The organism is Curtobacterium sp. VKM Ac-1376, assembly GCF_015351025.1.
Lineage (GTDB): Bacteria > Actinomycetota > Actinomycetes > Actinomycetales > Microbacteriaceae > Curtobacterium.
Map to the genome: position 1 here is coordinate 411,647 of NZ_JADKRV010000001.1, position 22,221 is coordinate 433,867.

Genomic DNA, 22,221 nt, shown 5'->3' on the forward strand with positions numbered 1-22,221 from the left:
TGCGATCGGTGGATCAGGAACCGATCGCGGTCTGGGTGAGCGTGAAGGCCAGTGCGCTCAGGTTGATCGAGCCGCCCTGTCCGGTGGTCGCCGACGCGGGGAGCGTCACGGTGAAGACGACCTTGACCGTCGAGGTCGACGAGGACGGCGAGACCACGAAGGTGTTCGCGTTCGACGAGGACTGCACGACCGAGGCGCTCGACGACGTCACGGCGAGGGTCTTCGTCGTGGCGGCGAGCAGGGCGGCGTCGCCGGTGATGCTCTGGTTGGCGTAGGTCAGGTTGGCCTTGAGGTCCTGGCCGGTCGCGCCGATGTTCAGCGTCTGCGTGAACTGGAACGTGTTCCCGGGGACCATGAGGGCCTTCGTCGGGTCGATGGCGGTGGAACGACCGTTCGTGATGTCCGTCCAGGCCCCGTCGTTGTTCGCGCTGAGGGTCAGCGTGCCGGAGCTCACCGAGGACGCGGCGCTCGAGGCGCTGGCGTTCCAGAGGGCGAACGTGCCCGCACCGCCGAGGAGGAGCGCGACGCCTGCTGCGCCGGCGATGGCACCGGTGACGATCTTGTGCATGGGGAGTTCCGTTCCTGCGCGCCGGGGCACGCTGAAGCCCACCGGTGACATTCGGGCGTCGATCCGGTGGAGACGTTGTCATCGACCCAGTGGTTGGAGGGGGTCGCGGCTGACCGGTGCCGAGAGCGGTCGCCGGGCCTCGGAGCGCATGTGCTGCTGCTCGGGCGGGCTGGACTCGCTCTGGTGTCGACGGTACTCGTCCCCCAAAGTGCGGACAAGCGAGAACGGGCGTTCGCGTGTACCCAGAACGGGGGTCATTTCAGTCCTCGCTATGGAGGACATGATTTGTACCCCGTTTTCAATGCCTGTCGATTGGTCGACGACGGGCCGCGCACAAGGAATGCAGCTATCACGGCGACCGTTGCACCGACCGGAAACGAGGAGGGCCAATGGGCATCGTGCGCTGGTTGTTCGACGCGCAGATCGTCATCGGTGACCAGACGGTGCTCTGGCGCGAGGTGATCGGCAACGTCTTCGGGCTGCTCAGCGCGCTCGGCGGGATGCGCCGCAAGGTGTGGGCCTGGCCCGTCGGCCTGGTCGGCAACGCCCTGCTCTTCACCGTCTTCATGGGTGCCCTGTTCGACACCCCGAACCCGGTCAACCTGCTCGGCCAGGCCGGCCGACAGGTCATGTTCATCATCGTGAGCATCTACGGCTGGTACCGGTGGACGCACCGCCCCGAGGACGCGACGACCGTGATCGACCCGCGCTGGGCCTCGTGGCGGGCCCGGATCCTGCTCGTCGTGGGCATGCTCGGCGGAACCGCGCTGCTCACCCCGGTCTTCCGTGCGCTCGGCTCGTACGAGCCGGTGTGGAGCGATGCCTGGATCTTCGTCGGCTCGCTGCTCGCCACGTACGGCATGGCGAAGGGGTGGGTCGAGTTCTGGCTCATCTGGGTGGCGGTCGACCTGGTCGGGGTGCCGCTGCTGTTCTCGGCCGGGTACTACGCGTCCGGCCTGATGTACGTGTTCTACGGGGTCTTCACCCTGACCGGGTTCTTCGTCTGGATGCGCCAGCGGGTGCGGCCACCGGCGGCCCCGGTCACCGTCGGCTGAGCCGGACGGGGTGCGGCCCCCGGTCTGGGACGAGACAAATGGTCTCGGATGCGGTGGAATGGTCGAATGGAACCCCTGCACGGCGAACGCGTCGAGGACGATGAGTCCCTCGCCGAGCGCACGGTGCGCGCGGCGATCCGCGCCTACCGGCTGCATCCCTTCGATGCGGTCGACGCCTCCGTCATCGCCGAGGTCGCGGGCATCCCGCTCGAGACCGTCGACCGGTTGTTCCCCACGTGGGACGCCCTGCTCCTGGTCACCTACGACCGATGGACGCAGCTCCGGGGCACCCGTCGCAAGTCCCTGCCGTCCTGCACGATCGAGCAGGTCCGGCTGACCCTGGCCGAGGACGTCGCCGACCCCGGGCTCGTGCGCGTGCTCGCGGGCGTCATCACGGTGGCCAGTTCGCAGACACGGTTCGCGGAGCTCTTCCGCAAGCGTTACGAGGAGTACGTCGAGCAGCTGACGGTCGGTCTGCAGCGCGACTTCGATAACGGTGTCGAGGAGTCCTGCATCCCCGCGTACCAGGCGGCCACGCAGCTGCTTGCGGTGTTCGAGGGGCTGCAGATCCAGATGCTCGTCCGACCGCACATCGACGTGCTGGTCGAGTTCAACCGGTCGATGGACACACTGCGCCAGGGTTGGAAGCAGCACGACGTCCCCTCGTGGGACCTCGATGAGGTACCCGTCCGGGTCTGACCGGTCCGACGAGGACGACGGGCGTCAGCTCCGCCGCCCCCGGCGCCACGACAGCACCTGCCGCACGGTGACCTTCGACCCGTACTGCGCGACCGAGTGGCGGAACAGGTACTCCGCGAACCACAGCAACAGCCCGGCGACGGCGAACACCTCGAGGATGCAGATCACCGACTCCGTCACGGTCAGCGCCCCGACCGCGTTCCGCACCATCGCGGTGATGGGTGTGAACGTCGGGAAGTAGGTGAAGAACTGTGCGACCGGCGACTGCGGGGTGGTCATCACGAAGAACGCCGCGTAGAGCGGGATGATCAGCGCGAAGATCGCCGCCGACTGCAGCGCCGACGCGTCCTTGATCGACGGGACAGCGGCTCCCACGGCGACGAACAGCCCGGACGCCAGCAGCACGCCGCCGATCAACAGCAGCGCACCCGTGACCATCCGCCAGGGGTCGACCGCCAGACCGCCGAGCTGCGACGTGAGGAACGGCAGCGCGACGAGCAGCCCGACCAGTCCGGGCACGACGAACACCCCGACCTGCACGAACCCGACGAGCAGCATGGCGATGACCTTGCCGCGGATCAGGTCGCCCGCAGTGACCGTGGTCAGGATCATCTCGGAGATCCGGTTCTCCTTTTCCTCGACCACGACGGTCACCATCCGCGCGGCGAGCAGGATCACGAGCCCGAAGAACGCGGCGACGAACAGGAACGGCGGCACGACGGACAACCAACCGGGAGCGACCCGGCCGTCGGTGTAGGTCGTGACGTCGGTCGCGGGCGGGTTCCGCAGCAACTGCACGGTCTCGGGGGCGTCGACCGAGGCGGCGACGCTCTGCTCGAGCACCCGCTCGGCGAGCGACGAGTACACCCCGTTGGCGAAGAGCCCGCGGTCGGCGGCCTCGACCCGGATCGCCGTCGTGGACGGTGACGACGGGAACACGATGAACGCGTCCAGGTCACCGGAACGGACCGCGGCCCGGTCGGTGTCGGCGTCGGTCGACGGGGTCCCGCCCCACTTCGCCGCGACGGACTCGGACACCAGGCCCGACTCGTCCACGTAGTGGAACGGGGTCTTCGTCGCCGAGGACCCGGACACGACGGAGTTCGTGCCCGCTGCCTGTCCGATGCCCACCAGCAGCGACACGACCACGATGACGACCGGCAGTGCGAGGGTGCCGATCCAGAACGCGGGCTTCTTCACCGCGCGGACGAACTCGAACCGGACGACCGTGCCGAGGCTGCTCATGCGGCTGCCCCGTCCGGAGCGGCCAGGGCATCGTGCCCGTACACCTGCACGAAGATCTCGTCGAGCGGGATCCGGCGCATCTCGAACGCGGTGACGTGCGCCCCGGCGGCGACGAGCGACGCCAGGATGTCCGCGCCGTCCGCCGCAGCGGCCCGGGTCGGCACGAGGTGGGCGACGTGCCCCTCGTGGCGGGCGAGCCGGTACAGCGGCGACTTCGGCACGGGGCCGTCGAGCCCCACCCGGGCGACCGCACCACCGAACGCGTCCTGCACGTCCGGCACGGATCCGTAGGCCGCTGCCCGGCCGTCCTTCAGCAGCAGGATCCGGTCGCAGAGCCGCTCGACCTCGTCCATGTGGTGCGTCACGAGGACCACGGTGGCTCCGTCGGCCTTCCGTTCGTCGACCAGGTCCAGCAGCAGGCGTCGGTTGACGGGGTCGAGTCCCTTCGTCGGCTCGTCGAGGATCAGCAGCCGGGGTCGGTCCATGATCGTGATGCCGAGTTGCACCTTCTGCTGCTGCCCGCCGGAGAGCTTGTCGACGCGCAGCTTCGCCCGGTCGGCCAGCCCGACGCGGGCCAGGTAGTCCATGCTCCACGCGGTCGCCTCGGCGCCACGGAGCCCGCGCAGCCGGCCGAAGTAGGTCATCACGTCGATGACCGATTCCTTGCGGTACAGGCCGCGTTCCTCGGGCAGGTAGCCGATGCCGCCGGTGGCCGGTCGGTAGGGGTGGCCGTCGATCGTCAACGTGCCCGCCGTCGGGCTGGTGATGCCGAGCAGGGCCCGGATCGTCGTGGTCTTGCCGGAGCCGTTGCTGCCGAGCAGGCCGAAGGTCTCACCGGGGGCGATGTCGAACGACAGTCCGTCGACCACGTTCCGGTCGCCGAAGCGCATGACGAACTCCTGCACGCTGATGCTCGCCCCGCTCATGCGGCGACCCTACCGGCACCGGCTGACGGCGCGGGCGCCGGTCGCGGTCCGGGACGGTGCCGACGCGACGGACGGGAGGCCCGTGGCGGACCCGCCACGAGCCTCCCGTGCGTCATCCGCTCGCGCACAGGGCGCGAGGGTTGCGTCAGGAACGCAACCAGGCCGTCCCCACGCCCGGCAGGGCACCGTCGACCACCGGTGCCGAGGCGAGCAGCAGCTCGCCGGCCGGCAGCGTGTACGGCTCGTCGCCGAACACCGTGACGCTCGTCCAGCCGTTCGGACGCCGGAACGCGAGCACGTCGTCGCGGCCCGTCTCGAGCCACTCGAGCTGCTCCTCCGACTGCAGCTGCCCACGCAGGCCGAGGGCCTTGCGGTACAGGTTCAGGGTCGAGTCGGGGTCGGCGTCCTCGGCCTCGACGCTGGACTCTGCGAACCACGCCGGCTGCGGCAGGTGCGACCCGTCGGGTCCGAAGCCGAACGACGGGCCCGAGCGGGTCCACGGGAGCGGTACGCGGCAGCCGTCGCGACCGACGTCGACGCCGGGGTTCCGGAAGAACGCGGGGTCCTGACGGTCGGCGTCCGCGATGTCGCCCACCTCGTGCAGGCCGAGCTCCTCGCCCTGGTACAGGTACGCGGAGCCCGGCAGGGCGAGCTCCAGCATGGTCGCGGCCCGCGCGCGGCGGAGGCCGAGCGGCCGGTCGAGGGCGTCCTGCGAACCGCCGGCGAGCAACCAGGCGCTGCCCTGCTTGTCCGTGCCGCCGTTGCGGGCCGGCAGGGCGTAGCGGGTGGCGTGCCGGACGACGTCGTGGTTGGAGAACACCCACGTGGTCGACGACCCGGACTGCTCGGCGAGCCCGAGGTTGAACTCGATGATCGTCCGGAACTGCCCGGCGTCGAAGTCGGCCTCCAGCAGGTCGAAGTTGAACGCCTGCCCGAGCCCCTCGGCGCTGGCGTAGCGGGCCCGGCGGTGGGCGGGGACCCACGCCTCGGCGACCGCGGTGCGGGCCGGGGTGTACTCGTCGAAGACCTTCCGCCACTCGGCGTAGATCTCGTGCACGTCGTCGCGGTCCCAGAGCGGGTGGGTGCCGTCCTTCGGCATCTCGGCGAGCTCGGACCAGGTGGGCAGCGTCTCGCCCAGGTCCTTCGCCAACCCGTGCGCCACGTCGATGCGGAACCCGTCGACCCCGCGGTCGGACCAGAAGCGGAGCGTGGTGAGGAAGTCGTCGCGGACCTCGCGGTTCGCCCAGTTCAGGTCGGGCTGCTCCTTCGCGAAGCTGTGCAGGTACCACTGGCCGTCGCCCACCGCGGTCCAGGCCGGGCCGCCGAAGATCGAGATCCAGTCGGCCGGGGCCTCCGCCCCGTCCGGCCCCGTGCCGTCGCGGAAGATGTACCGGTCGCGGGCGGGGGAGCCCTTGGGCGCTGCGAGGGCTTCGCGGAACCACTCGTGCCGGTTGCTGGTGTGGTTCGGGACGACGTCCACGATCACCCGGATGCCGGCGGCGTGCAGCGCCTGCACCAGCGCAGCGAAGTCGTCGAGGGTGCCGAGGCGCGGGTCGACGTCGCGGTAGTCGTCGACGTCGTAGCCACCGTCGGCGAGGGCGGACGGGTAGAACGGGCTGAGCCAGACGGCCTCGATGCCGAGCGACGCCAGGTAGGGGACCCGCTCGGTGATGCCGGGCAGGTCGCCGAGGCCGTCGCCGTTCGCGTCGGCGAACGAGCGGGGGTAGATCTGGTAGACGCTGGCCTGGCGCCACCAGGTCTCGTCGTTCGCGGTCGGGGTGTTCTGGACCAGGGTGTCGGTCACGGCGTGCCTCTCTCGGTTGTCGTCGTTCGTGTCGGTGTCGGTGTCGGTCACTTGATCGCGCCCTGCGTCACCCCGGGAACCGCGGAGATGCCGGCGGTGGCGCTCACGGCTGCCAGCAGCGGGAACACGAGTCGCCAGAACACCTGCCCGTGCTCGCACCGTCCCTGTGAGCACTCTCCTCCAGCTCCACGGGGATCGACCGCAGGAAGGCCGTGAAGAGCAGCACCGTGCGCGGAGCGCCGTCGTTCCCGCTGCTCAGCCGGGTAGCGGAAGCTCTCGATCACGGTCCCAGTGCTCTGTCCAGCCGAGCCGATCGAACAGTGCATCCAGCAGCATCGCGGTGAACCCCCACACCAGGTGCGCGGTGCCGTCGGCCTCGGCCGTGAACGCAGGCCCGCGCCACTCGTGACCCCCGCGGCGGATCACGGTCACCCCGCGGTGCGCCGGGTCGAGCAGGTCTGTCACCGGGACGCGGAAGACGGCCGCGGACTCGTTCTCGTCGACGACCCGGATCGGTGACTCGTCCCGCCACCACCCGAGGACCGGCCGCACCAGGTGGTTCGAGAACGCGAGCGGGACGGCGGGCAGTGTGCCCAGCACCTCGACGCCGGCTGGGTCGAGGCCCGTCTCCTCCTGGGCTTCACGGAGTGCCGCGGCCACGGCGTCGGCATCGCCGGGGTCGATGCGTCCGCCGGGGAACGCGACCTCACCCGCGTGCGACCGCAGGGTCCTGGCGCGCGCGAGCAGCAGGACGTCGAGGTCGCGGGGGACGGCGGACGCGACAGCGGACCGGTCGCTCGACGCGCGGTCGAGCGCGCCGAAGAGCATCAGGACGGCGGCTCGTCGCGGTGCGGTCGTGCCGCCGGGTTCGACGAGCGGCTCGGTGTCGCCCCATCCGCGGGCCGCGACCCCCGCGAGTGCTGCTCGTGCTGATCCGTCGTGCGTCACCCGTTCACCCTAGGTCCGTCCCTCCGGAAGCGCCTGCTGTCGCTCCGACAGCCGGCGGCGGTCATGCGGGATCGGTACGTTCGGTGCATGGAAACAGAACGTGCCGACGAACCGGCCGTGGACGAGCACGATCCGTACGAACGACGCCGCGGCTTCGTGACGGGCGTCGACGGCCGGACCGACCGGGTCACGACGGCCATGGTCGCGGGCATCGTGGTCGGGTTCGCCGTCACGGTGGTCCTCGGGTTCCTCCAGGTGCCGCAGTGGATCGCCTTCGCAGCCGCGGCCGTCGTCGGCGGGGCGGTGTGGCTGATCCTCCGCGGTCGGCGACGGCGCGCCGACGTCCGCGCGGGGAGATCCCCGGACGCCGTCCGCAGCGCACGTGATCGCGCCATCGCCGAGGCGAACGGCGGGCGTCGGTTCTTCGTCGCCCAGAACCCGGTCGTCGTCATCGTGATGGGCGCGATCTTCATCGGGGTCGCGGTCGTCCCACTGCTGCTGGGTGACGTGTCCGTGCCGCGGATCCTCATCTCGGTCCTGGTCGCCGCGAGCGGTGTCGTCGTCATCGTCCAGGGCATCGGCACGCTCCGGGTACGACGCCGGGAGCGCAGCGGTGGCTGAGACCTGATCACGGCCGGCACCGGCGCTGGGCGCCGAGGACGCGTCGTCGTCGACGCCGCCACGACCGGACGGGAGGCGCGGTGCCAGCTGGCGCTGCGCCTCCCGTCCGTCTCGGCCGGGTTTCCGGGCGTCAGGTGACGGAAGCCGGTGGGGGATCGGTGGGTCATGCACCGAGCAATCGGCGAGCGTCCTCCCTCGCCGATGCAAGTCGCTCAGCGAACGGCGTTGCAGCATCGTCGTCAAGGGCGTGTTCGTACGCTTCGCGGAAGAGTTCGACTGCAATCGCTCCGAGAAGCGTGCCCTGCGCCACTCCACGATCCACGAGTGCCGAGCCGATCGTGGCGGCGGCGGAGGCGAGCTTCGTGCGTTCGCGCTCTCGCAGGTCTGCGCTCGACCGGATGATGGTTCGCCTTCGGCGCTGGGCGATTCGATCGACTGTGAGGAACTCACCCACTTCGCTCAGGACCGAGAAGACGACGCGGCTCGCGGCTTCGGATCCGCGCTCGGGCATCGCGGTGATCGCGGACGCGACGACAGCGCCCAGGCCGTCCTGTCCACCGAAGAGCACTTCACGCTTGTCGCTGAAGTAGCGGAAGAACGACCTTCGGCTCATCCCTGCTCGGCGTGCGATGTCCTCCACGGTGACGCCGTCGAACCCGTGCAACTCGAAGAGCTCCACTGCGGCGGCCCGGAGGCGCTCTTCAGCGTTCGGTTCCCAGCGAGGCATACCGAGAGCCTAACGATGGCACTCAGTGCTATCGTTATGACACACAGTGTCATCAACGGAGGTCGTCATGGAAACACAGCGCATGGAGGGCAAGACCGTCCTCGTCTCGGGCGGCTCGTCCGGCGTGGGACTCGCGGTCGCCAAGGGCCTCGCGCGTCTCGGCGCGCACACGTTGCTGCTCTCCCGAAGCGCGGATCGTGGACGGACTGCGGTCCGTTCCGTGCAGCAAGCAGTGCCTGGGGCCGAGGTCGAATCGCACACCGTCGACCTCACCTCTCCAGCCTCGGTGACCCGCCTGGTGGACGACATCGGTGGAACCGGAAGCCGGATCGACGTGCTGGTCAACGCCACGGGGTCGATCGGCGAACGCGGGGAGCTGCGGCCGGGGATCCCCCGCAGCTTCGCGACGAACTACCTGGCGCACTTCCTCCTCACGCGCGCGGCGTTGCCACTTCTCCGAGCAGCTCCCGAAGCCCGCGTCCTGACCGTCGGTGCAGCACCGGCACTCGTCCGTCGCCTGAAGGGCTTCGCCGTCGACGGTGTGGATCCGAACGCCTCGGCAGTGGCAGTCCTGACGCAGTCGCTTGCCTGGAAGCTGCTCATGGCGCGGCGCCTCTCGGCGGCCGAGACCGGTATCAGCGCCGCAGTGTTCCACCCCGGGCTCATCAGGTCCGAGCTGCTCCGTCAACGGGCACTCCCACTGCGGCTATTCGGCAGTGTCTCGAACCACTTCGCAAGCGAGGTCTGCCCGGTTGTGGACCACCTCGCCTCGCGGTCCGCCGAACCGGGGGTGGAAGGCGGGATGTTCGACGACCACGCACGGCGGGTTCCACTTCCGGGAACGATCAGCACCGGCAACGCCGTGCGGTCGTGGGAGGCGAGCTTGCGCTTGGTCGACGAACTGGGTTGAGTCCGCAGCGGGTTCGGCGCAACTGCTGTCAGCCCTGTTCGCGGTCGGCGCGCTCGGGGTCCTCTTGGGATCCACGGTGACGGTCCTGCGTGGGCTCCTTCGGGTGGCGGATCGCGTGGGTCGCGAGGACGAAGACGAACCCGACGGTGACGCCGAGCACCGTCTCCGCTCCGCGCAGCACCAGCACGCTGCCCAGGTCGACCGGGCCGGCCAAGAACAGGATCCCGACCGTGAAGGGCGTCAGGAACAGCAAGGCGACGGCGTAGTTCCGTGCGACGAACAGTTCGATGCAGGACATCACCGCGACGAGCACGACCAGCAGTACCGGCACCGGCATCGGCCACGAGAAGATCGCCAGCGCGACGAGCAGTCCGGCGAGCGTCCCGATGACGCGATGCGCCGCTCGCAGCGTCTGGATGCTGGTCCGCACCCCGACGACGGGGACGATCGCGGAGACCATCGACCAGTACGGGTGCGAGAGCCCCAGTCCCAGGGCGAGCGCTCCGGCGACGCCTGCGCCGAGCATGCAGACCAGTGCGTGTGTGACGATGATCCGCCGCCGGTGACCGCTCAGGGTCTCGACGACAGCAGGGGTGCCCCCACCTCGTGAGAACAGGAACGTGACGAGCAGGGTGAACAACGCCGCGGAGATCGCGGTCGCTCCCGCGAGGAGCAGGTCCACGTGCGGGCCGCCGAGGGCCGTCACCGCGAATGCGAACACGAAGAACACCGCTCCCGGGGGTGTCCACCGACGGACGTCCGCCAAGGCCGTGCACGCGCCGGCCACGAGCGATGTGAGAGCGATGACGATCGCGACGGCGGGGGCGGTCGCCGCCAGGGCGGTGCCTGCGAGCAGGAGGACGATCTGCACCGCCACGGCCTCACCCTGCATGCGGAGCCGTCCGGATCGCGAGAGCGGCCGACCGTACACCGCCATCACGGTGGTGAGCAACGCGTAGGCCATGAGGTCGACGCGGTCGAACACGAGCAGGACCAGGAGCGGGACCGCAGATGCGAGGAACACGCGGAGCGCCGCGAAGTGGGCACCCGCATGGGGGGCGACGTGGAGCGCCTCACGGAGCGTCGGGAAACGAGGCGTGGGGGCGAGGACGTCCTTCGAGTGCTGCACGATCTCCAATTCGTTTGCTGGCGAAGTAGAACCCTACAGGATCATTCGCTGGCGAAGTACAATGGTCGGATGGATGACTACATCGACGCGATGCGACGCGGCTGGGCGGCCCTGGACCCGGAGCTGTCGACCGCTTCCGGGGACACTCTCGGCAGGATGGCTCGCATCTCCCGGATCGTGCAGGTGCAGACCGACGCGATCCTCGTCGACCACGGGATCTCCCGCGACGAGTTCGACCTGCTCTCGCTGCTCGTCCGTGCCGGTGGTCCGTTGACTCCCACCGCGCTCGCCCGCGCGCTGTGGGTGTCGGCGTCGGGGACGACGAAGCGGCTGCACAAGCTCGAGGCGAGCGGCCTGATCGTCCGGCGGGTCCACCCCTCGGACGCACGCGCCGTGCTGATCGAACCCTCCGACACTGCGCTGGACGCCATCCGGCCCGTCCTGCACGCTCGTGCAGTCCACGAGGACGCGATCCTGGCCACGATGTCCCGCGGAGCCAGGATCGCGCTCGGGAACACGCTCCGCGAGCTCTTGGTCGCGCTCGAGGGCGAGTACACCGGCGCGGCAGGATCAGACAACGCCACACAGGACCGGGGCGAGAAGAGCTGAGGTCACACCGCATCTGCAAGGGCTCGGACGGCCGCACGCGTGGTCGGTAGGACCTACCCTTGACGGATGCCCTCCCGACGCGACGCCGCTGTCCGGCTCGACATCCCCCTCGAGATGGCCACCCGCCACGGGATCCCCTCGCACCTGAGCGAAGCTGAGCTCGAGGCGATCGAGCAGGACCCGCCCGCCTGGCTCGTGCAGTCCCGGGCCAACCGCACGGGCACCAAGAAGGTCTGGGCGCGACTCGAGTGCGTGGTCTGCGGTTTCGACGAAGAGGCGCGGCCGAAGAAGTGGTGGCCCGAGTGGGACTACCTGATGTGCGACTACCACTCGCCGTACCAGGCACCAGAACCGACCGCGGGTCTCACGCGGCGTGAGGTGGAGGGCATCGGCAGCCGTTTCGTCGCCCTCGTCGACGAGAAGCCCTAGTCAGGCTCGTTCGTCGGACAACGAGCCGGCGAACGCGGTGCCGGTGAGCGGGCACGGCGCGCAGCGCCTTGACTGACATCATGCGAACCATCGGCGTCGAAGAAGAACTCCTCCTCGTGGACGGGACCACCGGTGCCCCGGTGCCGGTCGCAGATCTCGTGCTCCAGCGGGCTGTGACCGACCACGTCCCGTGGGACGGCGCCCACTTCACCGGCGAGATGCAGCTCGAGATGCTCGAGGTGATCACCCGCCCCCACTCGACGCTCGCGACGCTCGGTCGGCAGGTCCTCGACAACCGCGCCCTCGCCACCCGGCTCGCCGCGGAGCACGGGGCGCTCGCCGCACCCCTCGCGAGTTCACCGCTCCCGGTCCTCCCGCACCTCCGGTCCTCCGAGCGGTACGACCGGATGGTGCAGCGCTTCGGTGCGGTCCCCAGACACAGCCTGACCTGCGGCCTGCACGTGCACGTGGCCGTGGCGTCCGATCGCGAGGGCGTCGCGGTCCTCGACCGCATCCGCACGTGGCTGCCCGTCTTCATCGCCCTCACCGCCAACTCGCCGTTCCACGCGGGGGAGGACACCGGCCACGCCAGCTTCCGGTCGGTGACCTGGAACCAGTGGCCCACCGCCGGACCCGCAGAACGGTACGGGACCGTGGCACGGTACCGGGCGCTCACCGACGCCATCATCGGCACCGAGGCGCTCCTCGACCAGGGGATGCTCTACTTCGACGCCCGACTCTCGCGGAACCACCCGACCGTCGAGGTGCGGGTCGCCGACGTGCCGCTCGACCCGACGATGACGGTCACCGTCGCCGGCATCGTGCGCGCCCTCGTCGACACCGCGGTCGAGGAGTGGAACGCCGGGAAGCCGGCCGCCGACACGCCCGCGTGCATCATCCGGCTCGCGAACTGGCGAGCGGCGATCGAGGGCCTCGACGGGCACCTCGTCGACCCGCTCACCAACCGCCCACTGCCCGCACACGAGGTGATCCTGATGCTCCTCGAGTACCTTCGACCTGCTCTGACAGCGAACGGCGACGACCAGCTCGTGGAGCGTGCCGTCCACCAGGCGTTCATCCACGGCAACGGGGCGACCAGGCAGCGCGCAGCCCACGCCGTGGTCGGTGACCTCGGTCAGGTCGCCGTCCAGGCCGCGGGGGCGCAGCCGACGCTGATCGGGATCCCGGACGCCGACGCCCGGACTCCGCGATGACGGACGAGCGGCGACGGGAACTCGGATCGACCGACGCACCCGTCGAGGACGAACTCCTGGAGTCGTTCGAAGCGACGATCGAGGAAGGCGCGGAACGGCTCCAACGCACCTCCCGGGCGATCCTGATCACCGGGTTCTTCGGCGGACTCGAAGTCGGTCTCGGCGTGATGGCGTACCTCGCCGTCCTGACCGAGACCGGCAGCCACCTGCTCGCCGGCTTCGCCTTCGGCATCGGGTTCATCGCGCTGCACCTGGCGCACAGCGAGCTCTTCACCGAGAACTTCCTCATGCCGGTGGCCGCGGTCGTCGCCCGGGAGGGCAGCGTGCTCCAGCTCGCGAAGCTGTGGGGAGGCACCCTCGTCGCGAACCTCGTCGGCGGCTGGGTGTTCATGTGGCTGCTCGTCCAGGCGTTCCCCGAGTGGCACCAGACCCTCTCCGAAGCCGGACACCACTTCGTCGACGCGCCCTTCGGGCTGCAGAGCATCGTGCTGGCCGTGCTCGGCGGCAGCACGATCACCCTGATGACCCGCATGCAGCAGGGAACCCAGTCGGACCCTGCGAAGATCGTCGCGGCCGTCGCAGGAGGGTTCCTCCTGGCCGGCCTGCAGCTGTTCCACTCCGTCCTCGACTCGCTCCTGCTGTTCGGAGCGATCCAGGCCGGAAGCGACATCACGTACGGCCAGTGGCTGGGGTGGTTCGGGTACACGCTGCTGTTCAACATGCTCGGCGGACTGGTCCTCGTCACCGCCCTCCGACTCGTCCGTACGAAGGAGCTCGTGCAGGGACGCCGCCGGGGATCCCGTGGCGATCCCGATCGCGCGACGCACGAACAGTCCTCACCGGAGTGACCGTCCCTGGCTCCACCGCACTCCGCCGAGGACGTGCTGGCCGCGACCCCGAGTGGACACCGCTCGAGATCGAGTCGTCTCGCGACGGCTACGGACGGGGCCGCCCGCTCCAGCGGAAGCGATCCACCAGGTCGGCGGTCGCGGGGGCCCGAGCCAGCAGGACGAACACCCCGTACCCGGCCGCGCCACCCACGGTGTTGCAGACCCAGTCGTTGACGTCCGCGATGTGTCCGCCGGCCGCCAGCCCCGCGGTGACGAACTGCGTCGCCTCGATCACCAGGCTGACCCCCGCCACCGTCGGCACGACCCGCCACCACGACGGTCGTGCCAGCAACAGCGGCACGAGGAGTCCGAGTGGCAGGAAGACCAGCATGTTCGTCACTGCGTCGCGCCACTCGTAGCCGACGACGGGCACCACGTTGAGCGGTGGGATCCAGGGCCCCTCGTTCGGCGGCGGGTCGAGGAAGATCGGGAACACGGTGTTGGCCGCGATGCCGCTCGCGTACACGGACAGGGCCAGGGCGACCGCGATGCGCGGCAGTGTAGACCGGCGTCGAACGTGGAGGACCGCGACGAGCACCGTGAAGATCACGCCTCCCAACGGGATCACCACTGGGAGAACGGGCACTGCTCCGACCATTCCGTGTTTCCTTCCGTGCGCGGAGCGCTGAGCGCTGAGCGCTGAGTGTTACGTGGAGCGTTCGGCGCGGAGGCCGAGGTCGACGAGGTCGATGAGCCATTCGAAGCTCTCGTCGGTGGCGGTGCCCCACTGGAAGCCGCCGTCGGCTTCGATGGTGGCGAAGCCGTGGAAGATGCTGCGGAGCGCGCGGAGTGCGTGGGTGGTGTCCGCGGACGCGACATCGTAGCCGCGGAGCACCGCGAGGAACGGTTCGAGCCCCCGCGCTTCGGCGATGGCGACCGGGTCGTCGGGCCCCGTCAGTGTCAGGCCGACGGTGGCGGCGTACCGGCCGGGGTGACGGAGCACGAAACCACGCAGGGCAGCGGCTGCAGCATGCAGGGCATCGCGGCCCGACCGGCCCTGTGTCGCCGCGCCGACGGCATCAGCGGCTTCGTTCAGTGCGAGCTCGGCGATCCGCCGGCTCAGGTCGTCTTGGCTGGCGACGTGCTTGTACAGCGACGGTGGCCGCACCCCGACCCGATCGGCCAACCGGCCCATGGTGAGTTCCGCGAAGCCGATCTCGTCGGCGAGGTCCGCGCCGGCCGCGACCACTGCAGCGGTGTCGAGGCCGGCCCTAGGCATGCACGCCAGCCAGGAACGTCAGCATCGCGCTGGCAACCTGCGCGGGGAACTGCACGTGCGGGTAGTGCCCCGCACCCTCGATCACCACCAGGTGACCGAGGCCGGCGGGTAGGTCGGCGACGATGGCCTCACCCTCGCGCTGCGGGTCGACCCAGTCGCAGTCGGCGCTGCCCTGCACCACCAGTACGGGGCAACGCACGTTGTTCAGTTGCTCGCCGGCGTCGACCGGACGTGTGTTCGCCATGGCCTGGAGTGCCTTCATCCGCCCGGGCTCGGCCAGCATCGCCTCGATCTGCTGCAGGCGAGCGTCGTGGTCGACGGGCTTGGTCCCGGGGTAGGCGACGTCGAGGTACTTCTCCCACTGGCGGGTGCTGCCGAGGAACGTCATGCCGATCAGGTGAAGCAGACCACGACGGTGCGCAGCCACCCGCATGTCGCCGATCGAGCTCGATTGCTTCCGCGTGAACGGGGCCAGCTCGACCAGTGCCGTGATGCGTTCCGGGGCCTTGGCCGCCGCGATCGTCGCAGCGCCGCCGGAGATGGAGTGCCCCACGAGGACCGCCGGTCCGCCCAGGTGCCGGATCAAGCTGATGAGGTCGCCGGCGAGGTCGGTGCGGGTGTGGCCCGCCCATCCGACGCTGGATCCGCCGTGCCCGCGCAGGTCGACGGCGGCGACGCGGTAGCCGGCTTCGACCAGGAGCGGTGTCAGGAAGCGGTACGCCTGCCGATCGTCGCCCATGCCGTGAGCGAGCACGAGCAGGGGGCCAGTGGTCCCGCTCACCTCGTACGCGAGGGTGCCGCCATCGATGTTCAGGAACTCGGTCATGTCCGCCTCCGGAGGATCGGCCGCGTTGGCTTACGGCGTTAGCGTAAAGCTAACAGTCGTAGCCACCCTGTCAAGAGCGCCTGCTCACAGTGCGTGTCGAACGCCGAGATCGCCGCAGCGATGTCGGTCATGCGGGAGACGGGTCGACCACACCACGGACGGGAGGCCCGGTGCCAGCTGGCACCGGGCCTCCCGTCCGTCCCGGGTGGACCATCGGGCGTCACTCGGTCGTCGACACCCAGTCGATGAGCAGGTTGCCCTGGTCGCCCCAGTTGCCGACCTGGAACATGAAGCGGTGCGGGGTGGTGGGCACGTCCTCGGTGATGGTCTGCAGGACGGTGCCGTCGACGCTGTACGTGACGGACTCGCCGGGGACCCAGTCCACCTTGTAGGTGTGCCAGTCGCGCCACGAGACGCCGGTGTCGACCTGGATGCGCTCGGCTTCCTGCCCCGGGGTCATCGAGTGGTGGAACACCATCGGGTTCGACTCGAAGTTGCCCTCGGGGAAGTCGATCTCGCCGTCGGACCACACGTTCGACGTCGGCCACAGCATGAACGCCGCGCCGTTGCCGTCGCCGCCGGTCGCCTTCGCGCGGACGGAGAACGAGCCGCCCACGTGGTCCCAGGCTCCGTCCGCCGTCCCGAACGTGCCGGCGGCTCCGGCACCGGTGCCGAGGGCGACGTCCATGACGCCGTCGTGCACCGAGACCGTCTTGCTCGGCGCGTAGATGCCGGAGGTGCCGTCGGGGTAGGGCTGCCACGACTGCGGGTAGAGCGACGCGACGAGGCCGGTGAGGGCGCTCGTGGTGAAGTCCTCGACGAAGGACGCGTTCGGCGCGCGTGCCGCGAGGTCGGCGGGCGAGGCGTCCGACTCGGGTGCTGCTCCGGGCTCCGGTGCTGCGTCGGGCTCGGGCGCCGCCTCGGGCTCGAGGACCGGGGCGGTGTCCTCGACGGGGGCGGATTCCTGGGTGGGCTCCGGCTCCGGTGCCCACTCGTCGGCGGGAGCCGGGGTCACCTCGTCGGTCGGGGTCGGGGTCGGGGTCACCGGGGCGTGCCAGCGGCGCTCGCCGTCCCAGCCCCACCAGGTGCGGGCGGACGCGGCGGTGGGGACGCCGAGGACCAGGGCGCCCGCGGTCGCTGCTGCCAGGATCGCGCGGTGGCGGATCATCGGGTGTGCCCTTCGCTGGGCGTGGGCGTGTGTCGGGAGGTCGTGCCGCCCGTGGGCGTGCACGTGCTTCGGGTCGAGATGTCGTGCTCCTCGTGGGGTGCTTCGGTCGCAGGATGCGGGGAGGGACGGACGCATCGACCGGCAGGATGCCGAGGGGATCGTTGACGCGTCCACGGACATCTTGCATCATTTGTGACCCGTTCGGGGGGCGTCACGGAAATCGACCGGCGAACGCACGGTGTCCGACGGCCGAACGTGCACGATGCAACGCGCACAGCCCGTCGGATCGCCGCGTGCGCCCCGCCGCCCTCAGGCCCGCGGGATCGGCTGCAACCGCTGCAGCTGTGTCACGTGCCCCGGCTCGAGCTCGTCGAGCGTCGCCACCCCGAGCAGCCGCATGGTCCGTTCGATCTGCTCGGACAGGATCTGGATCATCCGGTCCACCCCGGCCTCGCCACCGGCCATCAGCCCGTACAGGTAGGCCCGGCCCACCATGGTGAACTCGGCACCGAGGGCCACCGCTGCGACGATGTCCGCGCCGGACATGATGCCCGTGTCCAGGTGCACCTCGGTGTCGTCGCCCACCTCGCGCACGACCTGGGGCAGCAGGTGGAACGGCACGGGGGCACGGTCGAGCTGGCGGCCGCCGTGGTTCGACAGCGTGATGCCGTCGACGCCCATCGAGGCGAGCCGTCGAGCGTCCGCCAGGGACTGCACGCCCTTCACGACGATCTTGCCCTTCCACTGGTCGCGGATCCACGACAGGTCCTCGTACGTGACGGTCGGGTCGAACATGTGGTCGAGCAGCTCGCCGACGGTGCCGGACCAGCGGTCGAGCGACGCGAAGGCCAGCGGTTCGGTGGTCAGGAAGTCGAACCACCACCACGGCCGCGGGATGGCGTTCATCACGGTCCGAGCGCTCAGCTGCGGCGGGATCGAGAACCCGTTCCGCTTGTCGCGCAGGCGGGCGCCGGCGACGGGGACGTCCACGGTGACCAGGAGCGTGTCGAAGCCGGCCTTCTCGGCACGGGAGACCAGCGCCATCGACTTCTCGCGGTCCTTCCACATGTACAGCTGGAACCAGTTGCGCCCGTGCGGGTTGGCGTCACGGACGTCCTCGATCGCGGTGGTGCCCATGGTCGACAGCGAGAACGGGATGCCGGCGCGCCCGGCGGCGCGGGCACCGGCGCGCTCGCCCTCGGTCTGCATCATCCGCGTGAAGCCGGTCGGGGCGATGCCGAACGGGTACGACACCGGCGCACCGAGCACGGTCCGCGAGGTGTCGACCCGCGACACGTCCCGCAGGACCGCCGGCGTGAACTCGATGTCCTCGAACGCCTGGCGCGCACGGGCGAGGGAGATCTCGGCCTCCGCCGCACCCTCGGTGTAGTCGAAGGCGGCCTTCGGTGTGCGGCGGGCGGCGATGTCGCGCAGGTCCCAGATAGTCAGTGCCGACTCGAGCCGACGGCGCCGAGCGTTCAAATCCGGCTTCTTGAACTGCATGAGCGGCGCCAGGTCGCGCACCGTCGGCAGCTGCCGCTTGACCCGCGTGCGAGCGCTCGAGGCCGGGCCCGTGGCGGCGGTCGGTGCCCCGGTCGCAGGGTCGATGCGGTGCTGGTCATCGGTCGAGGTCATACAGACATCCTACCTCTCGGGGTGGTCCGGTGGGGAGTGCGCGCATCGAGGCGGGGGGTGTACCGCACGGGCTCGACCGTGCGCGCGACGATGGAGCGGAGCGCCTCGAGGGACGCGTTCCGCAGTCCGCCGAGCCCGACGGCCCGGGCCTGCACGAGCACGTTGCCGAGTGCGGTCGCCTCGACGGGCCCGGCCAGGACCGGCAACCCGGTGCGGTCGGCGGTCAGCTGGCAGAGCAGGCGGTTCTGCGAACCGCCCCCGACGACGTGGAGTTGTCGGACCTCTCGGCCTGTGACGTCGAGGATGGTGCGGAGCGTGTCGGCGTACGCGGTCGCCAGGGACTCCAGGATCGAACGCACGAACTCCGCCCGGTTCGCGGGGGCGCTCAGCCCGTGCCCCGCGCACCACGCAGCGATGCGAGCCGGCATGTCGCCGGGTGCCGTGAACGACTCGTCCGCCGGGTCGAAGACGGGGACCGGGACGGTGACGGCCGCGGCGGAGGCGAGCAGGGCCTCCAGGTCGACGGCCGTGCCGTCGCGCTCCCAGGTGCGGACGCTCTCGGAGAGCAGCCACAGCCCGGACACGTTCTTCAGGAACCGGACCCGGCCGTCGACCCCGCCCTCGTTCGTGCAGTTCGCGTCGCGTGCCGCGTCCGACAGGACGGGCGCGTCGAGCTCGACGCCGACGAGCGACCACGTGCCCGACGAGACGTAGGCGAAGTCCGGGTCGGTCGCGGGGACCGCGACGACGGCGCTCGCCGTGTCGTGCGAGCCCACCAGCGTGACGGGCGACCGCCCGCCGACGAGCTCGGCGACCGACGGCAGCAGGGGGCCGAGTCGGTCGCCCGGGTCGCGCAGCGCGGGCAGGAACCCGGAGGGGAGGCCCGCAGCCGCCCGCACCGCCGGGTCCCACTCGCGGGTGGTCGCCCCGTGCCCGTCGGAGAATCCGAGGACCCCGGTCGTCGAGGCATTGGTGCGCTCGGCAGCCTCGACGCCGGTCATCCAGTAGCCGAGCAGGTCGGGGACGAGGAGCGCTCGCTGCGCGAGCAGCAGCGACGGGTCGGCGGCGAACTGGAACAGCGTGTTGAACGGCAGGTGCTGCAACCCGTTGCGGGCGTACAGCTCGGTGGCGGGCATCGCGGCGTGGACCTTCGCGACCCCGTGCGCGTGCCGCTCATCGCGGTAGTGCGTCGGCAGCCCGAGCAGTCGGCCGTCGCGGAGCAGCCCGTAGTCGACCGCCCACGAGTCGATGCCGATGCTCGCGATGTCCCGGTGGTCCGCGAACGCCCGGCGGAGGCCCGTGGTGACCTGTCGGTACAGCTCGACGACGTCCCAGTGCAGGGCATCACGCCCGCCGTGCGCATCGCCTTCGTGCAGGGTCACCGGGCCGTTCGTGAACCGCGCGAGGTGCTCCATCCGGACGCCGTCGTGATCGACGTGCCCGACGACCACCCGGCCGCTCGTGGCACCGAGGTCGACCGCGGCGACGCTGCCGCTGGTGTGCACGGCGCTACCGCAGGAACGCCGCTGCGACACCCGCGTCGACGGGGACGTGCAGGCCGGTCGTGTGCGAGAAGTCGTCGGTGCAGATGGCGTAGACGGCGTTCGCGACGTTCTCGGGCACGACCTCGCGCTTCAGGATGGTGCGCTGCGCGTAGAACGCGCCGAGGTCCTGCTCTTCGATGCCGTAGGTCCTCGCCCGGTTGGCGCCCCAGCCGCTCGCGAAGATGCCGGAGCCGCGTACGACGCCGTCGGGGTTGATGCCGTTCACCCGGATGCCGTACTCGCCGAGTTCGGCCGCGAGCAGCCGGACCTGGTGGGCCTGGTCGGCCTTCGTGGCGGAGTAGGCGATGTTGTTCGGACCGGCGAACACCGAGTTCTTCGACGAGATGTAGACGATGTCACCGCCGAGGCCCTGTCCCATGAGGACCTTCGCCGCGGCCTTCGACACCAGGAACGAGCCCTTCGCCATGACGTCGTGCTGCAGGTCCCAGTCCTGCTCGGTGGTCTCGAGCAGGCTCTTGCTGAGCGAGAGTCCGGCGTTGTTGACGACGAGGTCGAGGCCGCCGAAGTGCAGCAGCGTGTCCTGGATCGCCCGGTCGATGTCATCAGCGCTGGTCACGTTCGCCGCGACGCCGATGGCCTGGTCCGGGCCGCCGATCTCCTCGGCGGCGTCCTGTGCCTTCTGCGCGTCCAGGTCCGCGATGACGACCGCGGCGCCCTCGGCCGCCAGGCGCTTCGCGATCGCCTTGCCGATGCCGCTCGCGGCGCCGGTGACCAGGGCGATGCGGGTGGCGAGCTTCTTCGGCTTCGGCATGCGCTGGAGCTTCGCTTCTTCGAGGGCCCAGTACTCGATCCGGAACTTCTCGGCCTCGTCGATGGGGGCGTAGGTGCTGAGCGACTCGGCGCCGCGCATCACGTTGATGGCGTTCGTGTAGAACTCCCCGGCGACGCGGGCGGTCTGGGCGTCCTTGCCGTACGAGAACATCCCGACGCCGGGCACCAGCACGATGAGGGGATGGGCGCCGCGGATGGCGGGGGAGTCCGGCGCCCGGTGCCGGTCGTAGTAGGCCTGGTAGTCCGCGCGGTACTGCTCGTGCAGGGTCCTCAGGCGGTCGATCTGCTCGTCGACGGTGGCCGTGGCGGGCAGGTCGAGGATGAGCGGCTTCACCTTGGTGCGGAGGAAGTGGTCGGGGCAGCTCGTGCCGAGCGCTGCGAGTTCGTCGGCGCGCGCCGACGCCAGGAAGCCCAGCACGACGTCGCTGTCGGTGAAGTGGCCGACGACGGGCTTGTCGTGGCCGGCGATGCCGCGGATCGTCGGTGCGAGGGCTGCGGCGCGTCCCCGTCGCTCCTCGGTGGGCAGCGCCTCGTACCCGGGGCGCACGGCGCCGAACGGGTCGGCGTTCCCGTGCTCCGCGATGTACTGCTCGGCGGTGGCGATGATCCAGCGCGAGTTCACCTCGGCCTCGTCGCTGGTGTCGCCCCACGCGGTGATGCCGTGGCCGCCCAGGATCGTGCCGATCGCCTGCGGGTGGTCACGCTTCACGACGGCGATGTCGAGGCCGAGCTGGAACCCCGGACGGCGCCACGGCACCCACACCACCTTGTCGCCGAAGATGGTCGACGTCAGGGCCGGGCCGTCCGCCGCGGTGGCGATGGCGATGCCGGCGTCGGGGTGCAGGTGGTCGACGTGGGCGGCGCCGACGAGGGCGTGCATGGCGGTGTCGATGCTCGGGGCGGCCCCACCGCGACCGAACAGGGTGTGGTCGAAGGCGGCGACCATCTCGTCCTCGCGGTCGACGCCCGGGTACACCTGCTCGAGTGCTCGGACCCGGTCGACCCGCAGGACGGCGAGGCCCGCAGAGGTCAGGGTGCCGAGGTCGCCCCCGGAGCCCTTCACCCAGAGCAGCTCGACCGGCTCGCCCGTGACGGGGTCGGTGTCGGTGCCCTTGGCCGAGGTGTTCCCGCCGGCGTAGTTCGTGATCCGCGGATCCGAGCCGAGCGCGTTCGAGCGCGCGATGAGCGTTCTGATCGTGGTGTCTGCGTCGGTGCCGTGCGTTGCGGGGTCCACCCGTGCCTCCAGGTCGTTGATCGTCATGT

22 protein-coding genes and 1 pseudogene are annotated in these 22,221 nt (G+C 70.5%); 8 read left to right on the forward strand and 15 right to left on the reverse strand.

Annotation, left to right across the window (positions count from 1 at the left end; translation table 11 throughout):
- Nucleotides 1-13: 13 nt before the first annotated feature.
- Entirely contained in the window at nt 14-568 is a 555-nt protein-coding gene (locus ITJ56_RS01975) for an alternate-type signal peptide domain-containing protein (protein ID WP_194627021.1), read from the reverse strand.
- Nucleotides 569-957: 389 nt separating this feature from the next.
- Between ITJ56_RS01975 and pnuC the strand changes: the two genes are divergently transcribed.
- Both pnuC and ITJ56_RS01985 read left to right on the forward strand, forming a co-directional pair.
- Complete coding sequence (pnuC, locus tag ITJ56_RS01980; protein WP_194627023.1) at nt 958-1,623, forward strand: nicotinamide riboside transporter PnuC; 666 nt, start codon at nt 958-960, stop codon at nt 1,621-1,623.
- A 66-nt stretch (nt 1,624-1,689) separates the two neighbouring features.
- Nucleotides 1,690-2,322, forward strand: coding sequence for a TetR/AcrR family transcriptional regulator (locus ITJ56_RS01985; protein ID WP_194627025.1), 633 nt, complete (start codon nt 1,690-1,692; stop codon nt 2,320-2,322).
- Nucleotides 2,323-2,346: 24 nt separating this feature from the next.
- Here the strand turns inward: ITJ56_RS01985 and ITJ56_RS01990 are convergent, their stop codons facing one another.
- From ITJ56_RS01990 to ITJ56_RS02010, 5 genes and pseudogenes are all read right to left on the reverse strand, one after another.
- The gene (locus ITJ56_RS01990; protein ID WP_194627027.1) at nt 2,347-3,567 is read right to left on the reverse strand and encodes an ABC transporter permease; all 1,221 of its coding nucleotides are present in this window, start codon (nt 3,565-3,567) and stop codon (nt 2,347-2,349) included.
- Nucleotides 3,564-4,493, reverse strand: a complete 930-nt coding sequence (locus tag ITJ56_RS01995) for an ABC transporter ATP-binding protein (protein WP_194627036.1) — start codon at nt 4,491-4,493, stop codon at nt 3,564-3,566. Before ITJ56_RS01995 ends, ITJ56_RS01990 begins: the two co-directional genes overlap by 4 nt.
- A 145-nt stretch (nt 4,494-4,638) precedes the next feature.
- Nucleotides 4,639-6,297 carry a glycoside hydrolase family 13 protein gene (locus ITJ56_RS02000; RefSeq protein ID WP_194627458.1) on the reverse strand — a complete coding sequence of 553 codons (1,659 nt, stop codon included), beginning with the start codon at nt 6,295-6,297 and terminating at the stop codon, nt 4,639-4,641.
- An 80-nt stretch (nt 6,298-6,377) separates the two neighbouring features.
- A pseudogene (locus tag ITJ56_RS02005) lies at nt 6,378-6,526 on the reverse strand (ABC transporter permease subunit); the annotation flags it as partial.
- Between the two features lie 26 nt (nt 6,527-6,552).
- Entirely contained in the window at nt 6,553-7,245 is a 693-nt protein-coding gene (locus tag ITJ56_RS02010) for a CoA pyrophosphatase (protein WP_323749695.1), read from the reverse strand.
- 87 nt (nt 7,246-7,332) lie between these two features.
- Between ITJ56_RS02010 and ITJ56_RS02015 the strand changes: the two genes are divergently transcribed.
- Nucleotides 7,333-7,866 carry a hypothetical protein gene (locus ITJ56_RS02015; protein WP_194627037.1) on the forward strand — a complete coding sequence of 178 codons (534 nt, stop codon included), beginning with the start codon at nt 7,333-7,335 and terminating at the stop codon, nt 7,864-7,866.
- Nucleotides 7,867-8,029: 163 nt separating this feature from the next.
- Here the strand turns inward: ITJ56_RS02015 and ITJ56_RS02020 are convergent, their stop codons facing one another.
- Nucleotides 8,030-8,593, reverse strand: coding sequence for a TetR/AcrR family transcriptional regulator (locus ITJ56_RS02020; protein WP_194627045.1), 564 nt, complete (start codon nt 8,591-8,593; stop codon nt 8,030-8,032).
- A 67-nt stretch (nt 8,594-8,660) separates the two neighbouring features.
- On the opposite strand from ITJ56_RS02020, the gene ITJ56_RS02025 reads away from it, so the two are divergent.
- On the forward strand, nt 8,661-9,503 hold the full coding sequence (locus ITJ56_RS02025) for an SDR family NAD(P)-dependent oxidoreductase (protein WP_194627055.1): 843 nt from the start codon (nt 8,661-8,663) through the stop codon (nt 9,501-9,503).
- Nucleotides 9,504-9,531: 28 nt separating this feature from the next.
- Here ITJ56_RS02025 and ITJ56_RS18805 read toward each other — a convergent pair whose 3' ends face one another.
- Complete coding sequence (locus ITJ56_RS18805; RefSeq protein WP_194627057.1) at nt 9,532-10,632, reverse strand: FUSC family protein; 1,101 nt, start codon at nt 10,630-10,632, stop codon at nt 9,532-9,534.
- Nucleotides 10,633-10,701: 69 nt separating this feature from the next.
- On the opposite strand from ITJ56_RS18805, the gene ITJ56_RS02035 reads away from it, so the two are divergent.
- From ITJ56_RS02035 to ITJ56_RS02050, 4 genes are all read left to right on the forward strand, one after another.
- Nucleotides 10,702-11,241 (forward strand): MarR family winged helix-turn-helix transcriptional regulator, encoded by a 540-nt coding sequence (locus ITJ56_RS02035; RefSeq protein WP_194627059.1) that lies wholly within the window; start codon nt 10,702-10,704, stop codon nt 11,239-11,241.
- Nucleotides 11,242-11,307: 66 nt separating this feature from the next.
- Nucleotides 11,308-11,670: a hypothetical protein gene (locus ITJ56_RS02040; RefSeq protein WP_194627061.1), complete on the forward strand. Its 363-nt coding sequence runs from the start codon at nt 11,308-11,310 to the stop codon at nt 11,668-11,670.
- 80 nt (nt 11,671-11,750) lie between these two features.
- On the forward strand, nt 11,751-12,884 hold the full coding sequence (locus ITJ56_RS02045; protein ID WP_194627063.1) for a carboxylate-amine ligase: 1,134 nt from the start codon (nt 11,751-11,753) through the stop codon (nt 12,882-12,884).
- Nucleotides 12,881-13,732: a formate/nitrite transporter family protein gene (locus ITJ56_RS02050; RefSeq protein WP_194627065.1), complete on the forward strand. Its 852-nt coding sequence runs from the start codon at nt 12,881-12,883 to the stop codon at nt 13,730-13,732. Before ITJ56_RS02045 ends, ITJ56_RS02050 begins: the two co-directional genes overlap by 4 nt.
- 88 nt (nt 13,733-13,820) lie before the next feature.
- Here ITJ56_RS02050 and ITJ56_RS02055 read toward each other — a convergent pair whose 3' ends face one another.
- From ITJ56_RS02055 to ITJ56_RS02085, 7 genes are all read right to left on the reverse strand, one after another.
- Nucleotides 13,821-14,360, reverse strand: a complete 540-nt coding sequence (locus tag ITJ56_RS02055; protein ID WP_323749696.1) for a VanZ family protein — start codon at nt 14,358-14,360, stop codon at nt 13,821-13,823.
- Nucleotides 14,361-14,420: 60 nt separating this feature from the next.
- The gene (locus tag ITJ56_RS02060) at nt 14,421-14,993 is read right to left on the reverse strand and encodes a TetR/AcrR family transcriptional regulator (protein WP_228516920.1); all 573 of its coding nucleotides are present in this window, start codon (nt 14,991-14,993) and stop codon (nt 14,421-14,423) included.
- Complete coding sequence (locus tag ITJ56_RS02065) at nt 14,986-15,819, reverse strand: alpha/beta fold hydrolase (protein WP_194627069.1); 834 nt, start codon at nt 15,817-15,819, stop codon at nt 14,986-14,988. The genes ITJ56_RS02060 and ITJ56_RS02065 overlap by 8 nt, the downstream gene beginning before the upstream one ends.
- Nucleotides 15,820-16,039: 220 nt before the next feature.
- Nucleotides 16,040-16,987, reverse strand: a complete 948-nt coding sequence (locus tag ITJ56_RS18230; protein WP_228516922.1) for a family 16 glycosylhydrolase — start codon at nt 16,985-16,987, stop codon at nt 16,040-16,042.
- Between the two features lie 309 nt (nt 16,988-17,296).
- Nucleotides 17,297-18,490 (reverse strand): alpha-hydroxy acid oxidase, encoded by a 1,194-nt coding sequence (locus tag ITJ56_RS02075; RefSeq protein WP_228517079.1) that lies wholly within the window; start codon nt 18,488-18,490, stop codon nt 17,297-17,299.
- A gap of 128 nt (nt 18,491-18,618) precedes the next feature.
- Nucleotides 18,619-20,127, reverse strand: coding sequence for a rhamnulokinase (locus ITJ56_RS02080; protein WP_194627073.1), 1,509 nt, complete (start codon nt 20,125-20,127; stop codon nt 18,619-18,621).
- 4 nt (nt 20,128-20,131) lie between these two features.
- A complete protein-coding gene (locus tag ITJ56_RS02085) occupies nt 20,132-22,219 on the reverse strand; it encodes a bifunctional aldolase/short-chain dehydrogenase (RefSeq protein ID WP_194627075.1) in 2,088 nt (695 codons plus the stop codon).
- Nucleotides 22,220-22,221 lie beyond the last annotated feature (2 nt).

Coding starts and splice junctions, on each gene's coding strand:
- ITJ56_RS02040 (WP_194627061.1), top strand. CDS start 11,308: ATGCCCTCCCGACGCGACGCCGCTGTCCGGCTCGACATCCCCCTCGAG.
- ITJ56_RS01985 (WP_194627025.1), top strand. CDS start 1,690: ATGGAACCCCTGCACGGCGAACGCGTCGAGGACGATGAGTCCCTCGCC.
- ITJ56_RS01990 (WP_194627027.1), bottom strand. CDS start 3,567: ATGAGCAGCCTCGGCACGGTCGTCCGGTTCGAGTTCGTCCGCGCGGTG.
- ITJ56_RS02035 (WP_194627059.1), top strand. CDS start 10,702: ATGGATGACTACATCGACGCGATGCGACGCGGCTGGGCGGCCCTGGAC.
- ITJ56_RS02015 (WP_194627037.1), top strand. CDS start 7,333: ATGGAAACAGAACGTGCCGACGAACCGGCCGTGGACGAGCACGATCCG.
- pnuC (WP_194627023.1), top strand. CDS start 958: ATGGGCATCGTGCGCTGGTTGTTCGACGCGCAGATCGTCATCGGTGAC.
- ITJ56_RS02025 (WP_194627055.1), top strand. CDS start 8,661: ATGGAAACACAGCGCATGGAGGGCAAGACCGTCCTCGTCTCGGGCGGC.
- ITJ56_RS02075 (WP_228517079.1), bottom strand. CDS start 18,490: ATGCAGTTCAAGAAGCCGGATTTGAACGCTCGGCGCCGTCGGCTCGAG.
- ITJ56_RS02065 (WP_194627069.1), bottom strand. CDS start 15,819: ATGACCGAGTTCCTGAACATCGATGGCGGCACCCTCGCGTACGAGGTG.
- ITJ56_RS18230 (WP_228516922.1), bottom strand. CDS start 16,987: ATGATCCGCCACCGCGCGATCCTGGCAGCAGCGACCGCGGGCGCCCTG.
- ITJ56_RS02045 (WP_194627063.1), top strand. CDS start 11,751: ATGCGAACCATCGGCGTCGAAGAAGAACTCCTCCTCGTGGACGGGACC.
- ITJ56_RS02085 (WP_194627075.1), bottom strand. CDS start 22,219: ATGACGATCAACGACCTGGAGGCACGGGTGGACCCCGCAACGCACGGC.
- ITJ56_RS01995 (WP_194627036.1), bottom strand. CDS start 4,493: ATGAGCGGGGCGAGCATCAGCGTGCAGGAGTTCGTCATGCGCTTCGGC.
- ITJ56_RS01975 (WP_194627021.1), bottom strand. CDS start 568: ATGCACAAGATCGTCACCGGTGCCATCGCCGGCGCAGCAGGCGTCGCG.
- ITJ56_RS02060 (WP_228516920.1), bottom strand. CDS start 14,993: ATGCCTAGGGCCGGCCTCGACACCGCTGCAGTGGTCGCGGCCGGCGCG.
- ITJ56_RS02050 (WP_194627065.1), top strand. CDS start 12,881: ATGACGGACGAGCGGCGACGGGAACTCGGATCGACCGACGCACCCGTC.
- ITJ56_RS02020 (WP_194627045.1), bottom strand. CDS start 8,593: ATGCCTCGCTGGGAACCGAACGCTGAAGAGCGCCTCCGGGCCGCCGCA.